Annotated in this window: 18 protein-coding genes; 11 read left to right on the top strand and 7 right to left on the bottom strand. The window is 47.9% G+C overall.

Translation table 11 applies throughout. The features are described from left to right. Positions 1–2 precede the first annotated feature (2 nt). Genes H608_RS0100455 through H608_RS0100445 form a run of 3 tightly spaced genes read left to right on the top strand, consistent with a single transcriptional unit; the run spans position 3 to position 5,115 of the window. Positions 3–575 (top strand): condensin complex protein MksE, encoded by a 573-nt coding sequence (locus tag H608_RS0100455; RefSeq protein ID WP_028785946.1) that lies wholly within the window; start codon positions 3–5, stop codon positions 573–575. Further along, positions 559–4,215 carry an ATP-binding protein gene (locus H608_RS0100450; protein WP_028785945.1) on the top strand — a complete coding sequence of 1,219 codons (3,657 nt, stop codon included), beginning with the start codon at positions 559–561 and terminating at the stop codon, positions 4,213–4,215. The genes H608_RS0100455 and H608_RS0100450 overlap by 17 nt, the downstream gene beginning before the upstream one ends. Before the next feature lie 36 nt (positions 4,216–4,251). Then, on the top strand, positions 4,252–5,115 hold the full coding sequence (locus H608_RS0100445; RefSeq protein WP_425425952.1) for a DUF7281 domain-containing protein: 864 nt from the start codon (positions 4,252–4,254) through the stop codon (positions 5,113–5,115). Between the two features lie 123 nt (positions 5,116–5,238). On the opposite strand, the gene H608_RS0100440 is transcribed toward H608_RS0100445, so the two are convergent. Continuing rightward, positions 5,239–5,415 (bottom strand): hypothetical protein, encoded by a 177-nt coding sequence (locus H608_RS0100440; protein ID WP_155989995.1) that lies wholly within the window; start codon positions 5,413–5,415, stop codon positions 5,239–5,241. Positions 5,416–5,976: 561 nt separating this feature from the next. Between H608_RS0100440 and H608_RS0100435 the strand changes: the two genes are divergently transcribed. Then, complete coding sequence (locus H608_RS0100435; RefSeq protein WP_051267873.1) at positions 5,977–7,398, top strand: MATE family efflux transporter; 1,422 nt, start codon at positions 5,977–5,979, stop codon at positions 7,396–7,398. Positions 7,399–8,007: 609 nt separating this feature from the next. Here H608_RS0100435 and H608_RS0100430 read toward each other — a convergent pair. From H608_RS0100430 to H608_RS23265, 5 genes are all read right to left on the bottom strand, one after another. Next, entirely contained in the window at positions 8,008–10,197 is a 2,190-nt protein-coding gene (locus H608_RS0100430) for a PAS domain-containing sensor histidine kinase (protein WP_081658732.1), read from the bottom strand. A gap of 12 nt (positions 10,198–10,209) precedes the next feature. After that, positions 10,210–10,611, bottom strand: coding sequence for a response regulator (locus H608_RS0100425; RefSeq protein WP_028785940.1), 402 nt, complete (start codon positions 10,609–10,611; stop codon positions 10,210–10,212). A gap of 183 nt (positions 10,612–10,794) precedes the next feature. Beyond that, positions 10,795–11,166, bottom strand: a complete 372-nt coding sequence (locus H608_RS0100420; RefSeq protein ID WP_028785939.1) for a response regulator — start codon at positions 11,164–11,166, stop codon at positions 10,795–10,797. Between the two features lie 105 nt (positions 11,167–11,271). After that, positions 11,272–11,901 (bottom strand): response regulator, encoded by a 630-nt coding sequence (locus tag H608_RS0100415; RefSeq protein ID WP_028785938.1) that lies wholly within the window; start codon positions 11,899–11,901, stop codon positions 11,272–11,274. Positions 11,902–11,927: 26 nt separating this feature from the next. After that, positions 11,928–14,981, bottom strand: a complete 3,054-nt coding sequence (locus H608_RS23265) for a PAS domain S-box protein (protein WP_162142827.1) — start codon at positions 14,979–14,981, stop codon at positions 11,928–11,930. A 401-nt stretch (positions 14,982–15,382) separates the two neighbouring features. Here H608_RS23265 and H608_RS0100405 point away from each other — a divergent pair, with 401 nt between their 5' ends. The 5 genes from H608_RS0100405 (at position 15,383) to H608_RS20705 (ending at position 19,790) form a co-directional block, all read left to right on the top strand. After that, entirely contained in the window at positions 15,383–16,120 is a 738-nt protein-coding gene (locus H608_RS0100405; RefSeq protein WP_028785937.1) for a murein L,D-transpeptidase catalytic domain family protein, read from the top strand. A 109-nt stretch (positions 16,121–16,229) separates the two neighbouring features. Further along, entirely contained in the window at positions 16,230–17,255 is a 1,026-nt protein-coding gene (locus tag H608_RS0100400; RefSeq protein ID WP_028785936.1) for an SPASM domain-containing protein, read from the top strand. 71 nt (positions 17,256–17,326) lie between these two features. Then, positions 17,327–17,809 carry a DinB family protein gene (locus H608_RS23260; RefSeq protein ID WP_051267870.1) on the top strand — a complete coding sequence of 161 codons (483 nt, stop codon included), beginning with the start codon at positions 17,327–17,329 and terminating at the stop codon, positions 17,807–17,809. A gap of 27 nt (positions 17,810–17,836) precedes the next feature. Then, a complete protein-coding gene (locus tag H608_RS0100390) occupies positions 17,837–18,298 on the top strand; it encodes a MarR family winged helix-turn-helix transcriptional regulator (RefSeq protein WP_028785934.1) in 462 nt (153 codons plus the stop codon). A 259-nt stretch (positions 18,299–18,557) separates the two neighbouring features. After that, entirely contained in the window at positions 18,558–19,790 is a 1,233-nt protein-coding gene (locus H608_RS20705; protein WP_051267869.1) for a glycoside hydrolase family 10-like protein, read from the top strand. On the opposite strand, the gene H608_RS0100380 is transcribed toward H608_RS20705, so the two are convergent. Next, on the bottom strand, positions 19,787–20,134 hold the full coding sequence (locus H608_RS0100380) for a hypothetical protein (RefSeq protein ID WP_028785933.1): 348 nt from the start codon (positions 20,132–20,134) through the stop codon (positions 19,787–19,789). The two genes, H608_RS20705 and H608_RS0100380, sit on opposite strands and share 4 nt — an antisense overlap. A 99-nt stretch (positions 20,135–20,233) precedes the next feature. On the opposite strand from H608_RS0100380, the gene rpoN reads away from it, so the two are divergent. Continuing rightward, positions 20,234–21,721: an RNA polymerase factor sigma-54 gene (gene rpoN, locus H608_RS0100375; protein ID WP_038006565.1), complete on the top strand. Its 1,488-nt coding sequence runs from the start codon at positions 20,234–20,236 to the stop codon at positions 21,719–21,721. 42 nt (positions 21,722–21,763) lie between these two features. Beyond that, positions 21,764–23,008: a GDSL-type esterase/lipase family protein gene (locus tag H608_RS0100370; RefSeq protein WP_028785931.1), complete on the top strand. Its 1,245-nt coding sequence runs from the start codon at positions 21,764–21,766 to the stop codon at positions 23,006–23,008. Positions 23,009–23,103: the final 95 nt, after the last annotated feature.

Below are 23,103 nucleotides of genomic sequence, written 5' to 3'. Positions count from 1 at the left end.
TCATGAACATACCCAACCGTCATACTGCCGATATTTTTGAATGGCTCAGCAAGGGAAAGTTTATCTGCAGCAACAGTGTGGAAGACAGCAGCCGCAAGCTGTATACGGTCATTGAAGAAAATTTCGACGACCTGTATCATTATTTCATGGCCATTGGTTTTGTATTGGAGAAAGGCGATGAATATTTTTATTTCTCGCGCACCGAAGCGCGTGCAACGCTGGAAAACAAAATCGAACAGGCCTACCGCTGGATCGACGTAGTGGATTTCTTCACGGCTTTCAATAACGGTTTTGCCCCGGGCTTTCGTTTTACCCCTTCCGATATCATGGTACAGGTAAAAATCGATGCCAGCCTGAAAGACAAACTGGAGATCATGAAAAGGCTCACCGGCGACGGAAGTTATTCCGACCGCATCAGCACGCTCGTGGAAAAGCAACTGGTAGCGCCGGGTTATGCAGAACTGGAGAACGAGATCACCATGCAATACAAAGTGCTCACCTCGTTCAATTACATCAAACAACTAATCGTCAGTATCCAAATACAAGAGGAGATCGTACATGAGATACCTGAATAAGATCGTATTCATCAACAGTGCCACCATCCGTTACGCAGAGGTAATGGTCGACGGCAACGTTCACCTGATCGGTACACAAGGCGTCGGAAAGAGCACGTTGCTCCGCGCCGTGCTGTTTTTCTATAATGCAGACACCCTCAAACTCGGCATCTCCCGTGAGAAGAAAAGTTTTGCCGAATATTATTTCCCTTTTCAGAATTCATTCCTGATCTATGAAGTAATGCGCGAAGGCGGACCATTCTGTATCGTCGCCTTCAAGAGCCAGGGCAAAGTATGTTTCCGTTTCTTCGACGGCGCCTATGACCGCGATATTTTTGTGGCCGAAGACGGACGGGCATTTGAAAAATGGGAAGACAACCGCCATATTCTCGACGCACGCGGCATTGATCATACCCGCAAGATCGACCGTTACGAAGAATACCGCGATATTCTTTACGGGAACAATGAAGTAGGGAAAAAGGAATTTGTAAAATATGCCTTGCTGCAGAGCAAGCAGTACCAGAATATTCCGCGTACCATTCAGAACGTATTCCTCAACAGCAAGCTGGAAGCAGAGTTCATCAAACAGACGATGATCATGTCGCTCAACGAAGAAGACATCACGATCGATCTGCAGAGTTACATGCATCACCTCAAGAGCTTCGAGCAGCAACTGAATGACATTCACCTGTATAAACAACCCGCGATCCAGCGGCAGGCGGAGAACGTAGTAAAAAATCACCTCGCTATCCGTCACCTGGAAAGCGAAAAGAATTCTTTTGCCTTACAGCTTGCGTGGACTGCGGCACAGATCCAACGCAGCATTCCCAAACTGGTGGATAAACGCGAAAAAGGGGAAGCAGAAAAAGCCGCCCTGCGCGACAAAGCAGAAGGAGCGGAGCAACGCTTCCACAACAAAGCTGACAAGATCAAAGGCGAGGTAAGCGTACTGGAAAGTGATATCAAAAAAGCAAAAGAGAAAGCGGACTATTACAGCCGTCAGCAAATAGACCAGATAATGGAACGCGTGGCGAAACGCCGCGATCTTGACACCGAACAAGCGCGCCTCGACAAGGAAAGAAGCCTGCTAACCACGCAATTCTCCGAAGTAACCCAGAAATTTGAAAGCCTTTTGCAATCCATCGAACAATCGGAGCGTGCATTTGAGCAGGATAAAAAAGAAGAACAAATAGCGCTGCGCGAACAAGCGGCAAATGAAAAAGAAACAGCGCGCGTTTGGCTGGAAAAAATCATTGCTGACACAAGACAGCAGCACGACCAGGCGATCGAAACCGGCCGTCAATCGGTAGAACAGCAGCAGGCCAATCTCCAACAGGAAAAACTCCGGAAAGCCACGATCACACACCAGCGCTTCTTTGAAGCAGAACAGGATGAAGCACGGGGCACGGTGGCCGCCTACGAGCTTGCTATTCAGCAGAACACGCATGAACTGGAACACCTGAAGAACAAGGCAGAAACATTACAAAAACAATGGGAGCTGGATGAAACATCCGTTCGCCAGGCAACAGAACGTCAGCAGGAAAAATTACAGGATGCCATTGCGGCGCGTCAGAAACAAATTGATGCAATCAATGCCAAACTCGAAAGCAGCGAGCAATCGCTGTACGGCTGGCTCAACAAAAACAAGGCAGGCTGGGAAGATACTATCGGCCGCCTTCTTCACGAAGACGTATTGTTCGATACCGAATTGCAACCAGAGGTGGCCAAAACGGGCGACAACCTTTTCGGTATAAAACTCAGCTTGTCCGACCTGCCGGTACAGGTAAAAACGCTTGCTGCTTATAAATCCGACATCAAACAACTGCAACAATTGATGGAGGATGAACAGAAACAATTGCAGGGACTGCAAGCACAGCAGAACCAGCAACTGGAGAAACTGCGCAAGAAATATCAGCCGTTGCTGAAAGATACGAAAGACGGATTATTGGAAAAACAATACAAGCAGGAGCAGGATACCATTCAATTGACGCAGGCGAGACTGCAGCAAAAAGATTGGGAAGTAAAGGCCCTGGAAGCCCGCCGTGAGGCACTGGCACAGGCGGATGCGGCCATAGGCGCTGCAAGTGAAGGATTGGTGCAGGCTCAACAGGCCTTGCAAAACACGGAAGAAGAGCTCGTTCGTCAATTGAAAGCACGCGAACGCGAACACACTAAAAAAGTAGCGGCAGTCGATCATTTGCTTACACAGCAAACACAGCAACTGAACGAAGAAATCAAGGTCTTCCGGAACAACCTTCAGCAACAACGCCAGGAGTTACAAAACCGGCAACAGGAAGAGCTCGCCGGCAAAGGCGCCGACACCAGCCGGCTGGATGCAATCACGGAAAGAATTCGTCAGATAAAAGAAGAACTGAAATTTATCGACGACCGCCGCGACCTGGTGGCCGAGTATAAAAAAGATAAAAAAGAGCTTATCGATAAGTCCGACAGTTACAAAACACAAAAGGGACAACTCGAAAAGCAATATGAACTCGAGCAGGAGAAGTATAAGGTGCAGAAAGAAAAAATCTATGCGGAGATGAATGAAACGGATCTGCGTCAGCAACAACTGCAGGATCAGCTCCGGCAGGCTGAAGACGATGCCCGTGCATTCGTCCGTTTCCAGCAAACCGAAGCTTACCTGAGTCTGCCGGCTGCTTATACCGAAGAAAAAGAAATCTATAAAAACGATAAGTCTACAAAAACGCTCATCGACGATATGAACCGCTGTTATTATACAGCGATCAAACGTCTCGATGACCTGAAGGAAGCGGCGAACAAATTCCTGGGTAACTTTTCAGCAGCCAACATCTTTGCCTTCCCGGAAAGCCTTACGGATAAACACAGTTATCAGCAATTCGCGGAGGACCTCAACGAATTTGTGAATAACAGTAAGATCGAAGAATTTGAAAAGCGGGTCAATGAACGCTTTGCGAATGTGATCAGGCTGGTAGGAAAAGAAACCGGCGACCTGATGTCGAAGACCGGCGATATCCAGAAGGTGATCACCAACATTAACAAAGACTTCGATAACAAAAACTTTGTGGGCGCCATCCGGAAAATCGAACTGCGTATCGACGATAGTGCGAATAAGGTAGTGCAGTTGTTGTTGCAGATCAAAAAATACAATGATGAAAATGCATTTGATATCGGCGGCCTCAACCTGTTTTCTTCAGTAGATCAGGTAAGCAAAAACAAGAAAGCCGTTGAATTGCTTCGTCAGTTAAGCAAGGCCATCAGCGAGTACAGAAAAGACACGGTATCATTGTCTGATTCATTTGAATTGAAATTCCGTATTGAAGAAAACCAGAACGATACCGGCTGGGTGGAAAAGCTGTCGAATGTAGGATCGGAAGGAACGGACGTACTGGTAAAAGCCATGATCAACATCATGTTGCTGAACGTGTTCAAAGAAGGCGCCAGCAAACGCTTCCGCGAGTTCCGGTTACATTGTATGATGGATGAAATCGGCAAACTTCACCCGAATAACATCAAGGGCATCCTGCAGTTTGCCAACGACAGGAATATCCTGCTGATCAATGGTTCGCCTACAGAAACGAATGCGTTGAACTACCGTCATATTTACAAGCTGGAAAAAGACGCGAAGCGTAACACGCGCATCAAGCGGATCATCACGCATATTGCTTTGCAGGAAGCATGACAGAATGTGTAAATATGTAAATGTGAAAATGTGGAAATGACTTTAGCAGCAGCGAGGAAATTAAGGGACCTGTTATCTTCCGATAAACCGGTTCCGTTATCGGAATTGTCGCAGGCTATTTTTCGTGAATTGATGGAAGAGCAGGTGGTAACTATTGTGCAGGTCGGAAGGACAAGAAAGGCTCTTTACGCGCACAACAAAGACGCCGTTATCAATTATCTGCGGAATAAAAAGGGCATTCCGGATCTTGACAAGTACGTCGACGAGCTGGAGCAACCCGGACCATTACGCGCTGATGCCGTGGCCGTGGCAACCAATTCAAAACTCACACGCAAGAGAACGTTCGAAGGATTTCTGGTCAATTCAATTAAGCCAATAGAAGCGAAACTAAATGGACGATTGCTTGTGCTGCCTCCGCAGGAAGGGACGTTCATTCATATATACGACTGGACAGGCTTCGAAATCCCTTCAGGCATTAAGATTGTCGGAGTGGAGAACGGAGAAGTATTTCGTTACCCCCGGCGACTGCCGGACGAACTGAATATTAAAGAAGCATTGTTTGTTTGTCGCTATCCCTATTCCGGAGACCTGGTTACGTGGATCAGCCGTCATCAAAATCCATACATACATTTCGGTGATTTTGATTGGGCTGGTATGAATATTTATCTCGATGAATACAAAGCCAAACTCGGAGTCCGGGCTTCATTATTAATCCCAGGAAATCTCGGTGAAAAACTGAAAGACGGCAGCACGAAATTGTATAATGAACAATTTCACCTAAGAAAGAAATTAGAAGATGTTAAAGATGATGATGCGATCAGACTATATGAGTTGTTATTGAAAAATAGGAAGGTAATAGAACAAGAAATATATCTGAAGGAGAAGGATGTGTCGGGATGAACCACACCTCATTTACGCATGGCCCCGCCGCAGGCGGGCACATTTCCACATTTACATATTAATAAAGCCGCTCCATGGGAGCGGCTTTACACTTTGCTTAGGGTAAACCTTACCAGGCTTCCGTTACTGCTGAAAGAATACGCTTGGCGGAGTCTTAGTAGTATCGGGAACGGTTGTGTCTTTAGGAACCGTATCCTGGTATGTTTGATTGAACTTTTCACTCTTGATGGCACCACTGTTTGTGGTAGCAAATGCGATAGCTGATACAGCTATGGCGCATGCAAAAAATACTTTTTTCATGATCATAGAATTTATAAATAAAACAAATAATTACGATGCTGATACTTCACGGTAACCGTGATTGCAAGCTTCTGACACCATAAAACAATAACGTTGCCAACCTTGCCAAAATGTGAATATCTTCTCCGATATAACATAATAAGGGGATGCTTTAGTAAAATTTTCTTTTCATATTATAGTAAACAATTGTCTATCTGTTTTGTAGGGAATTTTTTTATAAACAGGTGCAGCGGTTCACGACTATGTGTTGTCGGCAAAATATTTTATACGCAGCGTAAAGACATATATCACTGTAAATTATTTTGTTGTACCACTCATGCCGTCACCCGGCTCGTCGGCATTTGTCCGCCTCTGGTAGGAGATTCCCGGGTTCCGGGTATATTTTGTTTTGACAGCTCGTGGTTTCAATTTAGCTTCGCTTCCCTCAAGTATACACTTATGAAGATCTGCTAAGGTTCGCCCCCATTATAAACCAGAACCTGCCCTTTTTAATGCTTCTTTAATACAACGGCGCATCGCACGATGTGACCCTTGCCATTCTTTATTCAACAATGTTATTTTATGTCTCAATCGATTTATAAGGACCGGCCTGTGTCTTTTTTCAATCGTATTATCCGCGCTATCAAAGGCGAAGAATTGGATTATACGCAGGTCAGTATTCGCAGCGCCATCTTTATGCTGGCTATCCCCATGATGCTGGAGATGGCCATGGAATCTGTTTTCGCACTCGTTGATCTTTACTTTGTAGGTCACCTCGAAGAGAGCAGTGCTGCTATTCAAACCGTTAGTCTTACCGAGTCTGTACTCACCGTTATTTATTCATTGGCAATAGGAATGAGTATGGCAGCCACTGCCATGGTTGCGCGGAGAGTAGGCGAGAAGAAGCCCGAAGAGGCCGCACGCGCCGGTGTGCAGGTATTGATCATCGCCATTGCAGTAACGGTTACGTTAAGCATTGTGGGAATGATATTCGCATCCGATATTCTCCGCCTGATGGGTGGTTCACCTGCCGTGGTTTCACACGGAACCATCTTCGTACGCATCATGATGGGAAGCAGTGTTGTGATTATGTTGCTGTTTCTGATCAATGGTATTTTCCGTGGTGCAGGCAATGCGGCCATCGCCATGAAAAGTCTGGCAGTGGCCAACGTATGCAATATCATTTTATGTATTGTACTGGTGGGTGGTTACGGACCTTTCGGTAGTCTCGGCCTCACCGGTGCGGCCATTGCTACCGCCGTCGGCCGCGGCATCGGTGTTATTTATCAGCTTTATTATTTGTTCCGCGGCAACCAGCAACTGCGTGTACGCCTCGAACATTGGAAACCTGATTTTTCACTGATACGTGCCATTATCAAATTGTCTGCACCTGCGGTGTTTCAGTTTGTTATTGCTTCCTGTAGCTGGATATTTCTGGCGAAATGGGTGGCAGAGACCGGCGGTGATCATGGTTCGGCCGGTTACCAGACGGCACTCCGGCTGATGATGTTTTTTATGTTACCTGCATGGGGTTTGAGTAATGCGGCGGCGACATTAGTTGGACAAAATCTCGGAGCCAAACAACCGCAGCGTGCATCGGAGTCTGTAATGAAGACAACGTTGTATAATGTCATCTTCATGGGCGTTGTAATGATCCTGTTTTTTGCATGCGGCCACTGGTTCGTTGGATTGTTTACCAATGATCCCGAGGTGCGTCGGGTGGGAGTGCAGGCATTACGCATTCTCAGTGCCGGTTTTATTTTCTACGGAATCGGTATGGTAATGATTAATGCTTTTAACGGAGCCGGAGACACCTGGACGCCTACATGGGTGAACCTCGTTTGCTTCTGGATGATTCAGGTGCCGCTTGCTTATACCCTGGCCATTCATTTCGCATGGGGCCCAACCGGCGTGTTCATTGCCGTACCTGTTGCAGAGACGGTTGTTGCAGTCGTAGCCTTTATTCTTTTCCGCAAGGGAAAATGGCAGAAGGTGAATATCTGATGACCGGTACTTGTAGTAGGATAACTACGTAACGGTAAATATATAACGACGATTTATTGATAAAGGATTCTATTCCGGTGATGCAACCCGGAGTGTTACTTTGTCGGACAAGCAGCTCGTTGTATGGTCCAGGGGCCATCACCGGACGAGCCGTCCTTTTCACTGTGTCCCGCTTTGGCGGGATACTTTTTTATAAATGAATAGGTCAATAAGTGAATATTCTTGCGCCCCCCTGAGGCCGATACTCCGGCCTTTCAACGGGGTACACACTACACTGTTCGGAAGATTTTAAAACCTGTTAATCCGACATCACGCCACCGTTGGTCTCCAGACCAACGGACCTGCTCATCCTTGAGTCAGGTCCGAAGTTGACCTTAACCTCGCAAAGCAACCTGACGCTTGCTTGTTGGTCGGGAGACCAACAAGGGCGCCAACTTATACTCGCGCCGCCATTACGTTTAAAAATGAAAAGCAACTTTTGGTTAAACGTTCGAACAGTTGAGGTGTATACACGAACCATGGAGACGTTGAGGCTGAAGTATAGGCCGCAGGAATCATAACGGCCGTTGCCGTCAGCCCTATGCCTTAAACCTGCTGCCTCCACCCTGACTAATCAGCCAGCGGAATGCTCACATTCAGCACACAACCATTACCCGGAATGGACTGAATATCGGCCTTGCCATTGTAGAATTTGGTGCGCTCATATATGCTGGCCAGGCCAATGCCGCGATAAGTTTGTTGGGGATCGAATCCTTTGCCATTGTCGCGGATCAGCAGGCGGATCTGCCCGTCCGTTGCGCCAAGTATAATATTGGTTTCGGAGGCGCCGCTGTGTTTGATGATGTTCTTGATATGCTCCTGTACAATGCGGAACAGGGTCGTGCGTTTGCCCACTGATACATCGGTATCGTCGAGCGTATTGATAAAACTAAAATGAATTTTGCCGGCGAGATTGATGTCTTCCACCAATGCGCCAATAGCATCCACCAGGCTTCCGTGGTTCATCTGCGGCGCCACAAGTTCTTTGGAGAGATTGCGGATCTCTTCAATAGCCATCAGCAGATAATTGATACTTTTTTCTTTGAGCTGCAATTGGTCTGTCGCAGGCTGCAGTACATCGATGAACAGTTTGCTGGTAGATAACAGTTGGTTTACGTTGTCGTGCAGTTCATGCCCAATGCGGCTTCTTTCTTTTTCCAGCATGTGAATCACCGTCTCGGATACTTTCTTTTGCTGCAGAATCTTTTCGTCGGCCAGTTTATCTTCCAGTTCGCGCTGATAGGAAATATCTGTGAGTGATCCGATCATTTTAACCGGAAGGCCATTTTCGTATACTACAAATCCTTTATCACGCATTTGCTTATAAGAGCCGTCTGCGCATTTGAAACGGTATTCTTCCTGCCACGACTGATGCTGGCTTTCCGTTGCATCGCGTACTGAATCGGCCACGCGGTTGCGGTCTTCGGGATGAATACGGCGAAGCCACCAGGAAAGACCGCGGGAATGATCGACCTGGTAACCGATCATGTCCATCAATGTTTCGTTGCGGAACATATTGCCGGTCTGCATATCCCATTCCCAGATGGCGTCTGTGGTGGCGCGGCTGAGATGAAGCAGCCGCTCATTGGCCTGGTGAAGTTCGTGTTGCAATGCGCCATTATCCGGAATGATCACAGCCTGGCCGCCAAGCAATCTTTTTGCGGAGTTGCTTTCGATCGGAAAAATATTGATATGGCAAATGAAATTGCTTCCATCGGCCCATTTTACTTTATGATTGAGTTCTACCGGAATACCTGATTCGAGTACTTCGATGTGTTTTTGGTAAACGGCATCCGTTACCACGCTTGGTACCACTTCACTGATGCGGCGGCCGATCGATTTTTTTTCGTCAGCCTGGAACAGGCGGAAGAAGGCATCGCTGGCGAATTGAAGACGTGTGTCTTCATCTACCATCCAGCAGAGATGCGGTGTCGACTTCATGAAGCCGTCGATGATGGCATTTTTTTCACGGAGTTTGCCCGAGAGGCGGCGTTCGCGTGTAACATCCACAATGTTCGTAAGTACGAGCGCCTGCCCGTCGCTGTCTTCGGGTAAAGGTTGTGCATTGAACATTACCCAGCGGGTATCACCGTTGGGTAGTTGCAGGCAAAGCGTACGTTTCTGTACAAGACCTGTGCGGGCTGCCTTTAGAAAAGGCGCATCGCGGAATGCAACACGTTGCCCGTTATCATCGGTTACGGCCAGCATAGTCTCCCACAACTGTGAAATGTTGTCGGCGCGGTATAATTGTTCGAGATTGGTGCCGAGAATAGCTGCCGCTTTTTTGTTGACGGCAATGATTTCGCCCTGGTGATCCTGGAAGATGATACCGGACAGTCCTTCAACGATCAGTTGACAATGACTGGCGGCAAGTTTATTGAAGCGTTGCTGGCGTTCACGGTCCATCAATGGATGGCCTACGCATAAAAAAGTTCGCCTGCCTCCATCGTCATCGAGCAGGTTGAACTGCCAGCGCATCGGGTTGGGATGTTCATGACGAAGAAAAACTTCCATGACCGGGGAAGCTCCACCACCTGCAATGCGCAGCGATTTCCAAAAATCAGCCGTATGTACGGGATGAAGTAATTCGAGAAAATTAACCGGGGATGTTTTCGGATGGCTGATCAACAGCCCTTTGACCATACCTGTATTAGCGCAAATAATCTGCCCACTTTCGTCGATAACGGAAAGAAAACGGTTCGAAGGACTATGGGATGCGCCAATTAATTGTCGGATAGACGCCAGCGTTGTTTTGGTCATAAGGGTACGCGACTAAGGTAAGGTTTTTTGAAGGTCGTCAATCATATCAAAAGAAAAACTATTTATCAATTCAGGGAGACGCTCTATTTCTGCCGTCTTATCGACAAAAAATGCGGCTCCGCGTTTAATCGATTCTTTCCTGTATATATCATTATCCTGGTTGGATAACATGATTACAGATACATCTTCGTCGCGCTTTTTAATAGCGCGTAATAATTGTAAACCATTACGTCCCGGCATATCGATGTCGAGTAAGGCAATGGTGCAGCCGGTGTTGTCGAGTACGGAAAGCGCTTGTTCATAATTGTTCGCCGTATGAATCTCCTCAACAGGTTCGAGCTCAGCGAGCATTATATGCAAGCGCTGCAGGAACACCTGGCTATCGTCTACTAATAACAGGCGGTGTTGTTTCATGATAGGTAGTCTTACATACAAAATAAGATCAACCGCCTATCATAGAAAATCAATATGTGTACCAAATAAATGTAGGGATGGGTTGGCAGGATTGTAGTGCGAGGTCTACATTAATCAAACGATTAGTGGATACTCTTGCCTGAGTCTGGTGGAATCACTTAGTTTGAGTCAATAAGTCAATATTTACCTGACACTCCCGGTGATCTCCCTGATCAGCGGACAAAGCTTTGTTGCGATAAAATCTTTGCCGAGAAATGCATTGGCTCCTGCATCGATCACTCTTTGCTCGTATTGATCGGCAGGAAACATACTCACGATTATAACGGGCGTAGAATTATTGGCAGAACGAATGTGTTTTAGCATGGCTAGTCCGCCACCTCCCGGCATATCAAGGTCTGAGACGATAATATCCCAGTTGCCGTCTGCAATTTTTTCCAGCAGGGTATCTGTGTCATCCGCTTCATCGACGTGCGAGGAAACAAATTCTTCCAGCAAAATATCCTTCAGGCTTTGGCGTACGGCTGCATGATCATCTGCTATAAGTATTCTGAGCATAGCGAGGTAACATCTGGTCAGATGTTCCTTGCAAATTACCTGCTGCCGGGCGGAGCAATTGTAGGCCGCCGTAAGGAATTTGTGTAGTGTTTTAACTACAAACTACTAAATCAGGTGATGTTCAATGGCGTAACGCGTCAGCTCTGAATTGGATTTCAGGTTCATTTTTTCCAGAATGCGCGAACGGTAAGTACTCACCGTCGTACTGCTGAGCGAGAGGCGGGAAGCGATGTCTGACACGGAATTGCCATCAGCCAGTAATTTGAACACGTCAAACTCGCGGTCGGATAAAAACTCATGTGCTGCTTTTTCACTGTTGCCGCCGAAAGCGTCGGCCAGTTTTTCTGCTACGGCCGGGGTAATGAATTTCCTCCCGAGCTGCAATGTCTGCACAGCCTTGATGATGTCATCGTGGATCGTGTTTTTTCCCAGGTAACCGGAGGCGCCGGCTTTCAATACCCGCAACGCGTATTGATCTTCCGGATACATGCTCATGATAAGCACCGGAAGATCGGGAGCAGTCTGTTTGATCTGCGTGAGGGCGTCGAGTCCGCTCCGACCCGGCATGTTCATATCGCAAATAACGATATCCCAGGGTTTGCCGATAACCGCGGTGATGAGGCTTTCTGCATCTTCTACCTCACCGATTTCTGCGGACGGATATTCCTCCAGCAAAATTTGTTTCAGGCCTTTGCGGACTACGGCATGGTCGTCTGCAATTAAAATCTTGAGCATAACTTATAAATGGTTTCAACAACGGTTCACGTTGCAATAATTTCTTTTGTTACCGGTACTGTCACTGTCACGGTTGTGCCTTCACCGGGGCGGCTGCTGATTTCATAACTACCACCCATCACCTCGGCACGCTCTTTCATCCCTAATAACCCCAATGTCTTTTTCCGCGGCTTGGCCGGATCAAATCCATGTCCGTTGTCATGTATTACCAATACCAGGCCTTCATTTTCTTCCGTGAGTGTCACCGTTACTTCCGTAGCGCCCGAGTGGCGGCCTACGTTTGTCAACGATTCCTGCATGATACGGAACAGTCCGATTTTAACAGGGTCCGGCAGCGGCACTTCCGTTTCCGGCAATGATAAATATTTTTTGATTCCCGAGCGTTTTTCAAATTCACCTACATGCCATTCCATGGCAGCCAGCAGGCCGAGATTATCCAGAAGGCTCGGCCGCAATTCAGAGGCAATGCGCCTTACGGTCGTTACGGTATTGTCGATCAGGCTCAGCACTTCCCCGATTTTATTTTTTACCGGTGCATTGTCTTCTTCAATTTTCCGGTTGATCCACGACACATCCATTTTCAATACAGTCAGTAACTGTCCCAACTCATCGTGTATTTCCCGGGAGATATTCAGGCGTTCTTCTTCGCGCACGTTCTGCAGGTATTCAGTGAGCTCACGGATGGAAGCGTAGGAATCCCGGAGTTTTTCCTCGGCGAGATATTGCTCCGTCATTTCATCGGCCAATACCAGGCGAACGGGTTTTCCTTCATAAATAATATCGTGCGTGGTGATATTGACATAGATGATGCTTTCATCTTTTCTTGAGTGCCGCCACACGCCTGCGTGATAAAGTCCGCGGAAGTTGCGGTTGGTAACTACTTCCAGTTTGCGGCGGTCTTCTTCAGGCCGCAGATTCATGATATCGAGAGCCAGAAATTCTTCACGCTCATATTGATATTGCACCAGCGCAGCCTGGTTCACTTCGATGATGTCATAGTCCGGCAGACTAAGCATCCACATCGGCAATGGGTTGCTTTGGAAGAGCAACTTGTATTTTTGTTCAGACTCTCTCAGTTCCTGTTCGGCCTGCTTGCGTTCGCGAATGTCGATGCCGGTCCCGAGCAGGCAGGGTCCGCCTTTGTAATCGACCAGTACCGCTTTGAAATGGTAAGGCGTTCTTTCGCCGGTGCGGCTGATGAAACTGGCCTCGGCATCATTTGCTCCGGTTTCAAAAACGGTATTGATACGCCCTGCGATGTATTCCTTTTCGTCGTCGGGGAATAATTCAACGGGATGCATAGCGGCAATTTCTTCACTCGAATAGCCTGTTACTTCTTCGAGCCGGCGGTTCCAGCGGATGAATTTTCCATCGGCATTATAGAAATAAAATACACCGGGCAGGCTGTCGATGAGTTTGTCGGCCAGTGCTTCCGCTTCACGCACGGCTTTTTCGCTTTTCATTTTCTCTGATATATCCCTGAGAAAAACAGAAAGGCCATTTGCCGACGCATAGATCTGGTCTTCGTGCCAGAGCCCGAGCGGTTCGTATTGGTCCGTAACAAAAAGATGTTGTTGTGTGGCCAGCGCTTTGTGATAGGCAAAGAACGATGGCGAGTTCACCATTTCCGGAAATTCTTCCCAGATGTTTTTCCCGGTAAGTTTCACCGGATCGCGATGAAGTATTTCGCCCGCACGCTGATTGACATAAGTGAAGTAAAAATTATTATCCAGCGCAATGAAGCCGTCGGTTACACGCTCGAATATTTCCTGTATTTCTCTTGTACGGTCACGCACCTGCAGGGCCAGTTCTTCGTTGAAACTTTTGAGTCTGTTTTCTACCTGCTTTCGTTCGGTAATGTCGCGGATAAACCCTACAAATAACAGCGAATCTTTTAATTGGAGCGGGGAGATGCGCAGTGCTACGTCCAGCGAAGAGCCATCTTTTTTTTCTGCCGTGAGATCGATGGTGTCGTCAGGCGTTGCGATCCGCGCAGCATCGATGTATTGTATGATATCGGCATTTTGCCCTGCGGGCATGATGAGATCTTTTAACGGCTGTCCCAGAGCTTCTTTCGCACTCCATCCAAACAGGCGCTCGGCTTCATTGTTCCATTTGTCGATCCGGCCATCGTTGTCCATCACCACAACGGCATCGGGTGCGTGTGTAAAAATATTACGGATTTGCTGCTCACTGAGCTGCAGGGCTTCTTCGGTACGCAGCCGTTCTCCTTCCCGCTGATTAACCTGGTAGGTGTGATAAAAAATAATGGCGAGAAAAATAACAGTGATGCTGAGTGAGTAGAATACCACGCCAGATTCGTGTGTGTAAACGCCTTCCCAGGTGCCCCATAAACGCATCAATCCGAGTGCAGCGGGAACGATGATGGCGGCAGGCACGAGTAAGCGCGCGGTATTGCTGCCCGGCAGGCGGTTCGTGAGCAATTGCATAAAACCCTTATCGGGTGCCTGAAAAAATAAGACCAGTGAAAACAAAAAGAAACCCAGTGCCGTCAGCAGCGACATGGGTATATAAGTCATGATGCCGTAAAATTGTTCTACCTGGTAGAGATAACCAAGCAGGGAGGCGAGCGAAAGAATAAATAGTAAAAAAGCAAGGTAATGAGCAGGCCTGTGCCGGGAACGGATATTTACATTCAACAGCAATAGCCCGGCACTTACAATGAGCAGTCCCGCTGCCGTATTGGGAGCCATTTGATTCGGCGGGGTATGCTGCCGCAATTGTCCTGAAAACAATAACTGGTCGAGTGCCAAAGCCGGGCCGCCCACCCATTCGATCACTTTGGACAAAGCCACGAGCGCCACCAGGATGCACAGCATCGGGCCGGTTGTGCGTGAATGCCTGTTGAGCAGCCAATACGCGGCAGCAAGAACAATAAAACATACGGCGGTCAATGGATTCATCTGAACGAAAAGACGTCCATTGATATATAATTGTCCCAGGCCCAGCAGCCAGGCCACAAGTACCAACAAACCAAGCAATACGATAGCTCCTGCCAGGCGGAAGGACCAACGTTTAAATTGATTTTGAAGAACAATATCCGGTTCTAAATACGTCATGATTTGAATCGTCATTCCCAGCCGTGACCGGGTTGAAATAATACAATCCAAAGGTTAGCAGGGCCATACCGGTGAGGCTGCCATCACTCATTGCAAGGTGGAGTAACGGGACGAGTGCAGAAGAGTAGAAACCGGGATAAGGCTTTAATTTCTAAGGTAATAAAAAAACATGGTTCGTCAAAAATCAAATCCTTTTCTGATGAGTTCCGCTCTGAAATCAACCTTTTTCCCTCATATAGCGTGTTATGTTTTAAAATTAAATAAAATATGTAATGTAACGCACACCAATAAACTTTTTTCAGTTCTGTTTTTTCTTATAGGTTTTTTTAACAGTATCCCTTTTTGCATATACTAACTTTGTACCCGCTAACGTTATACCAATTCCTCTAAAACATCAACCTGTGAAAAAACTACATCCGGTATCACTATTATTATTAATTTTTTCCCTTGCAGGTCTGGCCTGGTTGCCCCTTGTAAAGCCTGCTTCTTCCAGAACACTTTCCGCCTCAGTAGCAGAAAAACCGGTTCCCGAAACAAAAAACAACGAAGCCGTATTCAATGCGCTTTATGATTCGCTCGATCTGGACGACAAAGGTCTTTCAGAAGAAGCTTTTCGTTATGCCGTCAGGGGGTATGAGCACATGCTTGAGGATCACCGCATCGAAGAACCCGGCTATCTGACCATTTGTGATTTCAGTCGCTCTTCCAACAGCAAACGTCTTTTCCTGATCGATATGTCGGAGGGAAAACTGGTTAAATACACATATGTGGCACATGGCCGCAATTCGGGAGCTGAGTTCGCCAGCAACTTCAGCAATCGTCCGGAATCGCTGCAAAGTAGCCTCGGTTTTTATATTACCGGAGAAACTTACATGGGACAGCATGGCCTTTCCCTGCGTGTAAATGGCATTGAGAAAGGTATTAATGATAACGCTTACCAGCGCGCAATCGTGGTGCATGGTGCCAATTATATCGGAGAAAAATGGGGTGGTTCCTACATGGGCAGAAGTTTTGGTTGCCCTGCGGTGCCTGCTGCGGAAAGCGCGCAACTCATCAATACAATCAAAAACGGTTCGGTACTATTTATATACCATCCTACAGCCTCCTATCTGAAGGGCTCGAAAATACTAAATGGTTGATTGGATACTAAGGATGGATTGATACAAATGACCCCTGCTTTGCCGCAGGGGTTTTTGTTTGAATGAAAGGCATGACGCGATTTGGTCCCATGCGGCTATCTTTGTGGTAATGTCCCGTTTCAACAGGAAAGATGTGAGGAATATGTTGGGTAAACTTACCTGGCGCCGCGGCTGGAATGCTGCCAGGGTGCTGGGCAGTTATTATTACAGCAAATGGACTGGCAAGCCCGTACAATGGGGAATGCCGGTGTCCATTTCCTTTGAACCCACTACCTCCTGCAATCTCCGCTGCCCGGAATGCCCCAGTGGCCTGCGTGCATTCACCCGCCCCACAGGTATGCTTCAACGGGATTTTTTCCGTGAAACCATCGATCAGTTGCACCGCGAACTTTTTTACCTTGTATTTTATTTCCAGGGCGAGCCCTACCTGAACCCGGCATTCCTGGATATGGTAAAATATGCTTCGGAGAAAAAAATCTATACCGCTACGTCTACCAACGCGCATTATCTTACCGAACAGAATGCACGCCGCACGGTTGAAAGCGGTCTCGACAGGCTGATCATCTCGATCGATGGCACCACACAGGATGTATACCAGCAATACCGCGTAGGCGGCCGTCTTGAAAAAGTGCTGGCCGGTGCCAGGAATATCGTTCAGGCCAAACGCGAAATGAAAAGCAGCACACCTTTTGTGATCTTTCAATTTCTCGTTGTAAAGCCCAATGAACACCAGATCGATGAAGTCCGCCAACTGGCCGAAGAGATTGGCGTTGACGACGTCTGGCTGAAAACCGCCCAGATCTATGACTATGAAAACGACCCCAACCGTTTAATCCCTACCCTCGACCGATTCAGCCGGTATCGCAAGACCGGCAAGGGCTACGAATTCAAAGGAAAGCTCTCCAATCATTGCTGGCGCCTCTGGCATGATCCTGTTATTACATGGGACGGCCTGGTGGCTCCGTGTTGTTTTGACAAAGACGCCTCTCACCGCATGGGCGATCTCAAACAACAGAGCTTCCGCGAAATCTGGAAAAGCCCCGTTTACCGCACCTTTCGCACCAAGTTGCTGAAAGGACGGAAAGAAATAGATATCTGTGCCAACTGCAGCGAAGGAACGCGCGTGTGGGGATAGCACAGTAGCCGCCGCCTTGTTTTAAAATATTTTCCGATATTTAAGAGAGGCGGCCACCAAAATCACTGTATATGCAAATGCCTTCATCCATTTCAACCCGGCTGCAATACCAGCACAAGTCATTACTGGATATAATTGACGGGCTGTCTGACGACCAGGTACACCAGGAAGTAATTCCGGGTAAATGGTCCATTTTCCAACACATCGCCCACCTTTCCTGCTACCAGCACGTGATGATCGACCGGATCAAAAAAATCCTTGACGGCGATGCGCCCATACTTGAAGTGTATGTGGCCGAAGAAGATCCGTGTTTTCCCGAAATCTGCAACAAGACCACTGTGGACGTGATGCGCGAATTGCTCGGCACGCGCAAGTCCATGGCCGCCGAACTGAATGGCTTTGCCGAATATGACCTGGCTAAAAAAGGGGTTCATAAAACTTACGGAGAAATGAATTTGGTGCAATGCCTCAACTTTTTCCTGTTGCATGAGGCACACCATTTGTTTGCCATATTTAAGCTGGCCGCCCAACTGAAAGCGGTTGCCACTGTTTAACGGCAATTTTCTATTAAAAAACAGCCTATGGGCATCGGTAACGACATTTCGCAAAGCAGTTTCAACAACGAATATCAGAAAGCGTCTATCAATCTGCTTTATACTTATGGATGGGTGATGGAGCAAATCAAAAACTTCTGCGCAAGCGAAGACATTACTCCCCAGCAGTTCAATATTCTCCGCATTTTACGCGGCAGCTATCCGCAACCACTTTCCACGCTCCAGATCCGCGAACGCATGCTGGATAAAATGAGCGATACCAGCCGCATTGTCGACCGTCTGGTGATCAAGGGCCTGGCCAAAAAAGCCACCTGTCGCGAGGACAAGAGACTGGTGGATATTCTCATTTCCGAAAGAGGCCGCCGCCTTCTCGAAAAAATGGATGAACGACAGGATGAGATCGATAATATTCTCAGCAATCTCACGCAGAAAGAAGCAGGACTGTTGAGCGATTTGCTGGACAAGATCCGCGTGAACCGGCAATCGTGAATGGGCAATCGTGAATCGTCAATGGTGAATGGTCAATGGTGAATGGTCAATGGTCAATCGTGAATCGTCAATGGCTGTTTTACTTAATACTTAACACTTAATACTTAATACTTATGGCCGAAGCTTCGGCCCGAAGTGTCGGGCCTTACACCTTAAACCTTCCGCCTTTCCTTCCCGCGCATTAACTTTTCTTCTCACCCGCTTCTTGGCAAATTGACCTATTTTAGCCTTTTAACTTCTTGCCCCGAACATTGAACGAATGAAACTTATCGTCTGTGCCTTTGCCGCCTTATGTTTATCCTTCGCCGGACCGGTTACGCATGCCCAATTGCCCGCTTACGAATTCAGAGGTGTATGGATTGCTACTGTAGATAATATCGACTGGCCTCCCAGGAATGTATCCGACCCCGAACTGCAACGTGCGGAATATATCCGCCAGCTCGACATGCACAAACGCAATGGCATGAACGCCGTGATTGTACAGGTGCGGCCCGCAGCAGACGCTTTTTATCCTTCACAATACGAACCGTGGAGCCAATGGCTTACCGGCAAACAGGGACAACCTCCGGTTCCTTTTTATGATCCGCTGGAATTCATGATCAAGGAGGCACACAAACGCGGAATGGAGTTTCACGCATGGTGCAATCCCTATCGCGCCGATTTCAAAATTGGCGGCTCCTCCATCGCGCCAACACATCTCACCAAACTTAAACCCAATTGGTTCCTCGATTATGGCGGCAAACGTTATTTCGATCCGTCGAATAACGATGCACAGAATTTTGTAGTGACCGTTGTTGCCGATATCGTTAAGCGTTATGATGTGGATGCCATCCACATGGACGATTATTTCTACCCTTACCGCATCGCTGGCCAGGAGTTTCCTGATGGCGCTGCCTATATGAAATCAGGTTCTACTTTATCCAAAGATGACTGGCGTCGTGCCAACGTGGATTCGATCATCCGCAAGCTCGACAGTGCCATCAAAAAGGAAAAACCTTTCTGCAAATTCGGCATCTCACCTTTCGGCGTATGGCGCAATGGTGATAAAGATCCGATGGGAAGCGACAGCAAAGCAGGACAAACCAATTACGACGACCTGTACGCCGATATTCTCCTCTGGCTGCGCAAAGGCTGGATCGATTACGTTGCTCCGCAATTGTATTTAGAAATCGGTAACAAGTTTATCGCGTACGAAAAAATGGTGAAATGGTGGGCCGATCACAGTTATGGCCGGCACGTCTATATCGGTCATGGTATTTATCGCGCGGGAGAAAAAAGCGCGGCCTGGAAAAATCCGGAAGAACTGCCCAGGCAGATCCAGTTATTACGCGAGGAAAAAAACGTGCAGGGAAGTATTTATTTCAGCAGTAAATCTTTCAACCGCAATCCCAATGGCTGGAACGACAGCCTGCAGAACAATTATTACCGGCTGCCTGCCCAGATTCCGCCGATGCCCTGGCTGCCGCAGCGCGTAACGCCTGCTGCACTTTAAGGGATCCGCGGATTGGTGCCCGACTTCTTCTCCAGGTAATCAGTATAAGCCAGCGATCCGAGCCGCACACGCAGCGGGAGGGAAGTTTTTTGCTCAAAAGCCGCCTCAATCCGGCAGAAAAAAGGCAGGCTGGCAGGTTTCCCCGCTACAGAAGAAGGTGAAAAAAGCGGGTAGGATACAAACAACCGGTTGAATGCCAGCGACGAATCCGGTTGCACAGGACGGACTACCGAAATGCCTGCATTCGGGGAAAACGGGGCGCTTCCCGGTAAATTCTGTGAAAAAATTTCCCCGTTTGATACCCATAAGAGGACAACAAGTAACCCACAAATGCGTTGCACCATCTTTTAAATGATTTATTTGTAAATTTACGGCCTGATTTTTGCTAATTGGCCGAATTTTTGGAAACTTTAGGCCTTTATAACGGTTCAACTATTATATAGATGGCTCTAAGTCAATCCCTTCAACAGAAATTCCTGCAGAAACTTTCCCCACAGCAAATTCAGCTGATGAAGTTGCTGCAGGTACCTACGCAAAACCTCGAAGAGCGGATTAAAGAAGAACTGGAAGAAAATCCCGCACTCGAACTCGACGAGGAAAAGCATGAAGACTCGCACGATGATATGAAAGACGAGTTCAGTGACGCGGACGAATACGATTCCGAAGCCGACGGCAGCACTGATGATTACGATAACATCGACGTAAGCGAATATGTTCACGAAGGTGACGACGAAGTAGCCGACTATAAAATGCGGGACGATAATTATCCCGAAGACGACGAAAAAAAGCAACTTCCGTTCAAAACGGAAACCAGCTTTTATGATATGCTGTTTGATCAGCTCGGACTGCTGAACCTCGACGAAAAAGAGAAAAAAATTGCCGAGCACCTGGTGGGCAGTATCGACGAAGACGGCTATCTCCGCCGCGAAACTCCTGCGATCGTGGATGACCTCGCTTTCCGCCAGAATATTTCCACCACCGAAGAAGAAGTAGAAGGGCTGATCAGAAGGATCCAGCAATTCGATCCCCCCGGCGTAGCCGCCCGCGATCTTCCGGAATGCCTGCTTCTGCAATTATTCCGTCAGAAAGAAGAAGGCAAGGATGTTGACACAGCGATCCTCGCTATTCAAAAATATTTCGATGAGTTTACCAAGAAGCATTACGAAAAAATCCAGCGTGGTCTTGGTCTGAACGACCAGGAACTGAAGGCCGTTATGCAGCAGATCATCAAACTCAACCCCAAACCCGGCGGAAACATCGGCGAGATCAACAAAGCCGAAAGCTATGTGGTCCCCGACTTTTTCATTCTCAACAACGGCGGTAAACTCGAACTTACGCTCAACGGCCGCAACGCTCCCGAGCTTCGCATCAGCGAAGGTTACCGCGATATGATGAAGGAGTACGACCGTGGTGCCAAAAAAGATAAACGTCAGAAAGAAGCCGTTCTTTTCATCAAACAAAAGATCGACGCAGCCAAATGGTTCATCGATGCTATCAAACAACGCCAGCATACATTGCTGTCGACGATGACCGCGATCATGGATCACCAGCACGACTTCTTCCTCACCGGCGACGAGACCAACCTCAAGCCGATGATCCTGAAAGACATTGCAGAAAAAACAAACCTCGATATTTCCACTGTCAGCCGTGTGGCCAACAGCAAGTTCGTACAAACGGAATTCGGCACCTACCGTCTCAAATTCTTCTTCAGTGAATCATTGAGCACGGAAAGTGGTGAAGAAGTGTCCACACGTGAAGTGAAAAAGATATTGAGCGATCTGATCGAATCAGAAAGCAAAAAACATCCGCTGAGTGACGAACGACTGACCGAAATGCTCCAGGAGAAAGGTTACAATATTGCCCGCCGCACCGTAGCCAAATACCGCGAGCAACTGAACATTCCTGTGGCACGTCTCCGTAAAGAGCTGTAAAGCCGCGCCGCCCCGGGCTTACCGGGCCAGGGAACCGCATACATGAATACCAGACGGTCATTTTATATCATCCTCCTGCTCCTTATTACAGGTTCAGTAGCGCTTGCGCAACCACTTCCGCTTACAGACGCTGATCTGGCCCGCCGCTACAACTTTATTCATCCCGTTTACAACCGCATTTTCAACAGCAATGGCCTGGATAGTTTTTATGAAAAATTATTCAAGCTCCGACAGACAGGAAAGGGCGTTGTTTCCATTGTGCATATCGGTGATTCGCATGTGCAGGGCGATTTTATGACGGCACGCGTGCGTCAGAGTTTTCAGCAATATTTCGGGAATGCGGGCCGCGGTCTGGTATTTCCCCATCGCCTGGCAGGCTCCAACCCGCCGGATGATATTCTCACATCATCACCGGTAAAGTGGCAATTAAACCGCCTCGCACATCCCGAACTTCCCTTGACGCCAGGTATTGGCGGGTTCGTCATACGCAGTTTGGCCTCTACTGCTTCTTTTTCTATTTCGCTCAAGCCGGTCAACGGACAACCGCAGACCTTTACCCAAATCAAAGTATTTGTAGACGATAACAGGAGTAACGGCTGGATACTCGAACCCAATACCGGCGAAGCGCCGTATTTGTTGCGCCGCGAAGACGCCGACAGTCTTAGCTACATACCGGTCCGGCTCGGTATTCCTTCCTCATCCATCACGCTGAGTTCATTGCCCTCAGCTTCTGCCAAAGAATTTTATGGTGTATCGATGGAAAATGACAGCGCCGGAGTGTTGGTACATACCATCGGTGTCAACGGTGCACGTTATGATCACTATGTACAATCGTCTTTGTTCTGGCAGCAATTGCCCGCCCTCAACGCAGATCTTTACATTGTATCGATGGGCACAAATGAAGCGCAACGTTCCGTATTCAAAGGTGCAGAATTCGAGCAACAGGTAACCGCCATGATTAAACGCATCAAAGAAATTTCTCCCAACGCCGCTATTCTCATCACCACCGCGCCCGATTCTTACAAAGGGAAAGTGGCCAATCCGGTTTTGCGTCAACTCAACCAGGCGCTGGCGGCTTATTGCAATAACCAGCAAATAGCATTGTGGGATCTGTTCCGCGTCAGCGGTGGTTCCGGCTCTATGCTACGCTGGATACAGCGCGGCCTCGTTAACCGCGACCGCGTACATTATACGGTAGAAGGTTACCGCCTTCAGGGCGATCTGCTCTGGAATGCGCTTGCTTTGGGCTATAATAGCTGGTGGGAAGGGAAGTTCAAATCGCAGTAGCGATTTGAAATGCGCCCGGCGAGGCCGGGTCCATGTGTAAATGTGAAAATGGATTTCCAGACGCTGCTACATTGTATTTCATTTTACATTTCCAC

Origin of the sequence: Terrimonas ferruginea DSM 30193 (assembly GCF_000425585.1) — a bacterium.
GTDB lineage: Bacteria > Bacteroidota > Bacteroidia > Chitinophagales > Chitinophagaceae > Terrimonas > Terrimonas ferruginea.
Note: the sequence above shows the minus strand (reverse complement) of the source record. Positions and strands in the feature narration are given on the sequence as shown.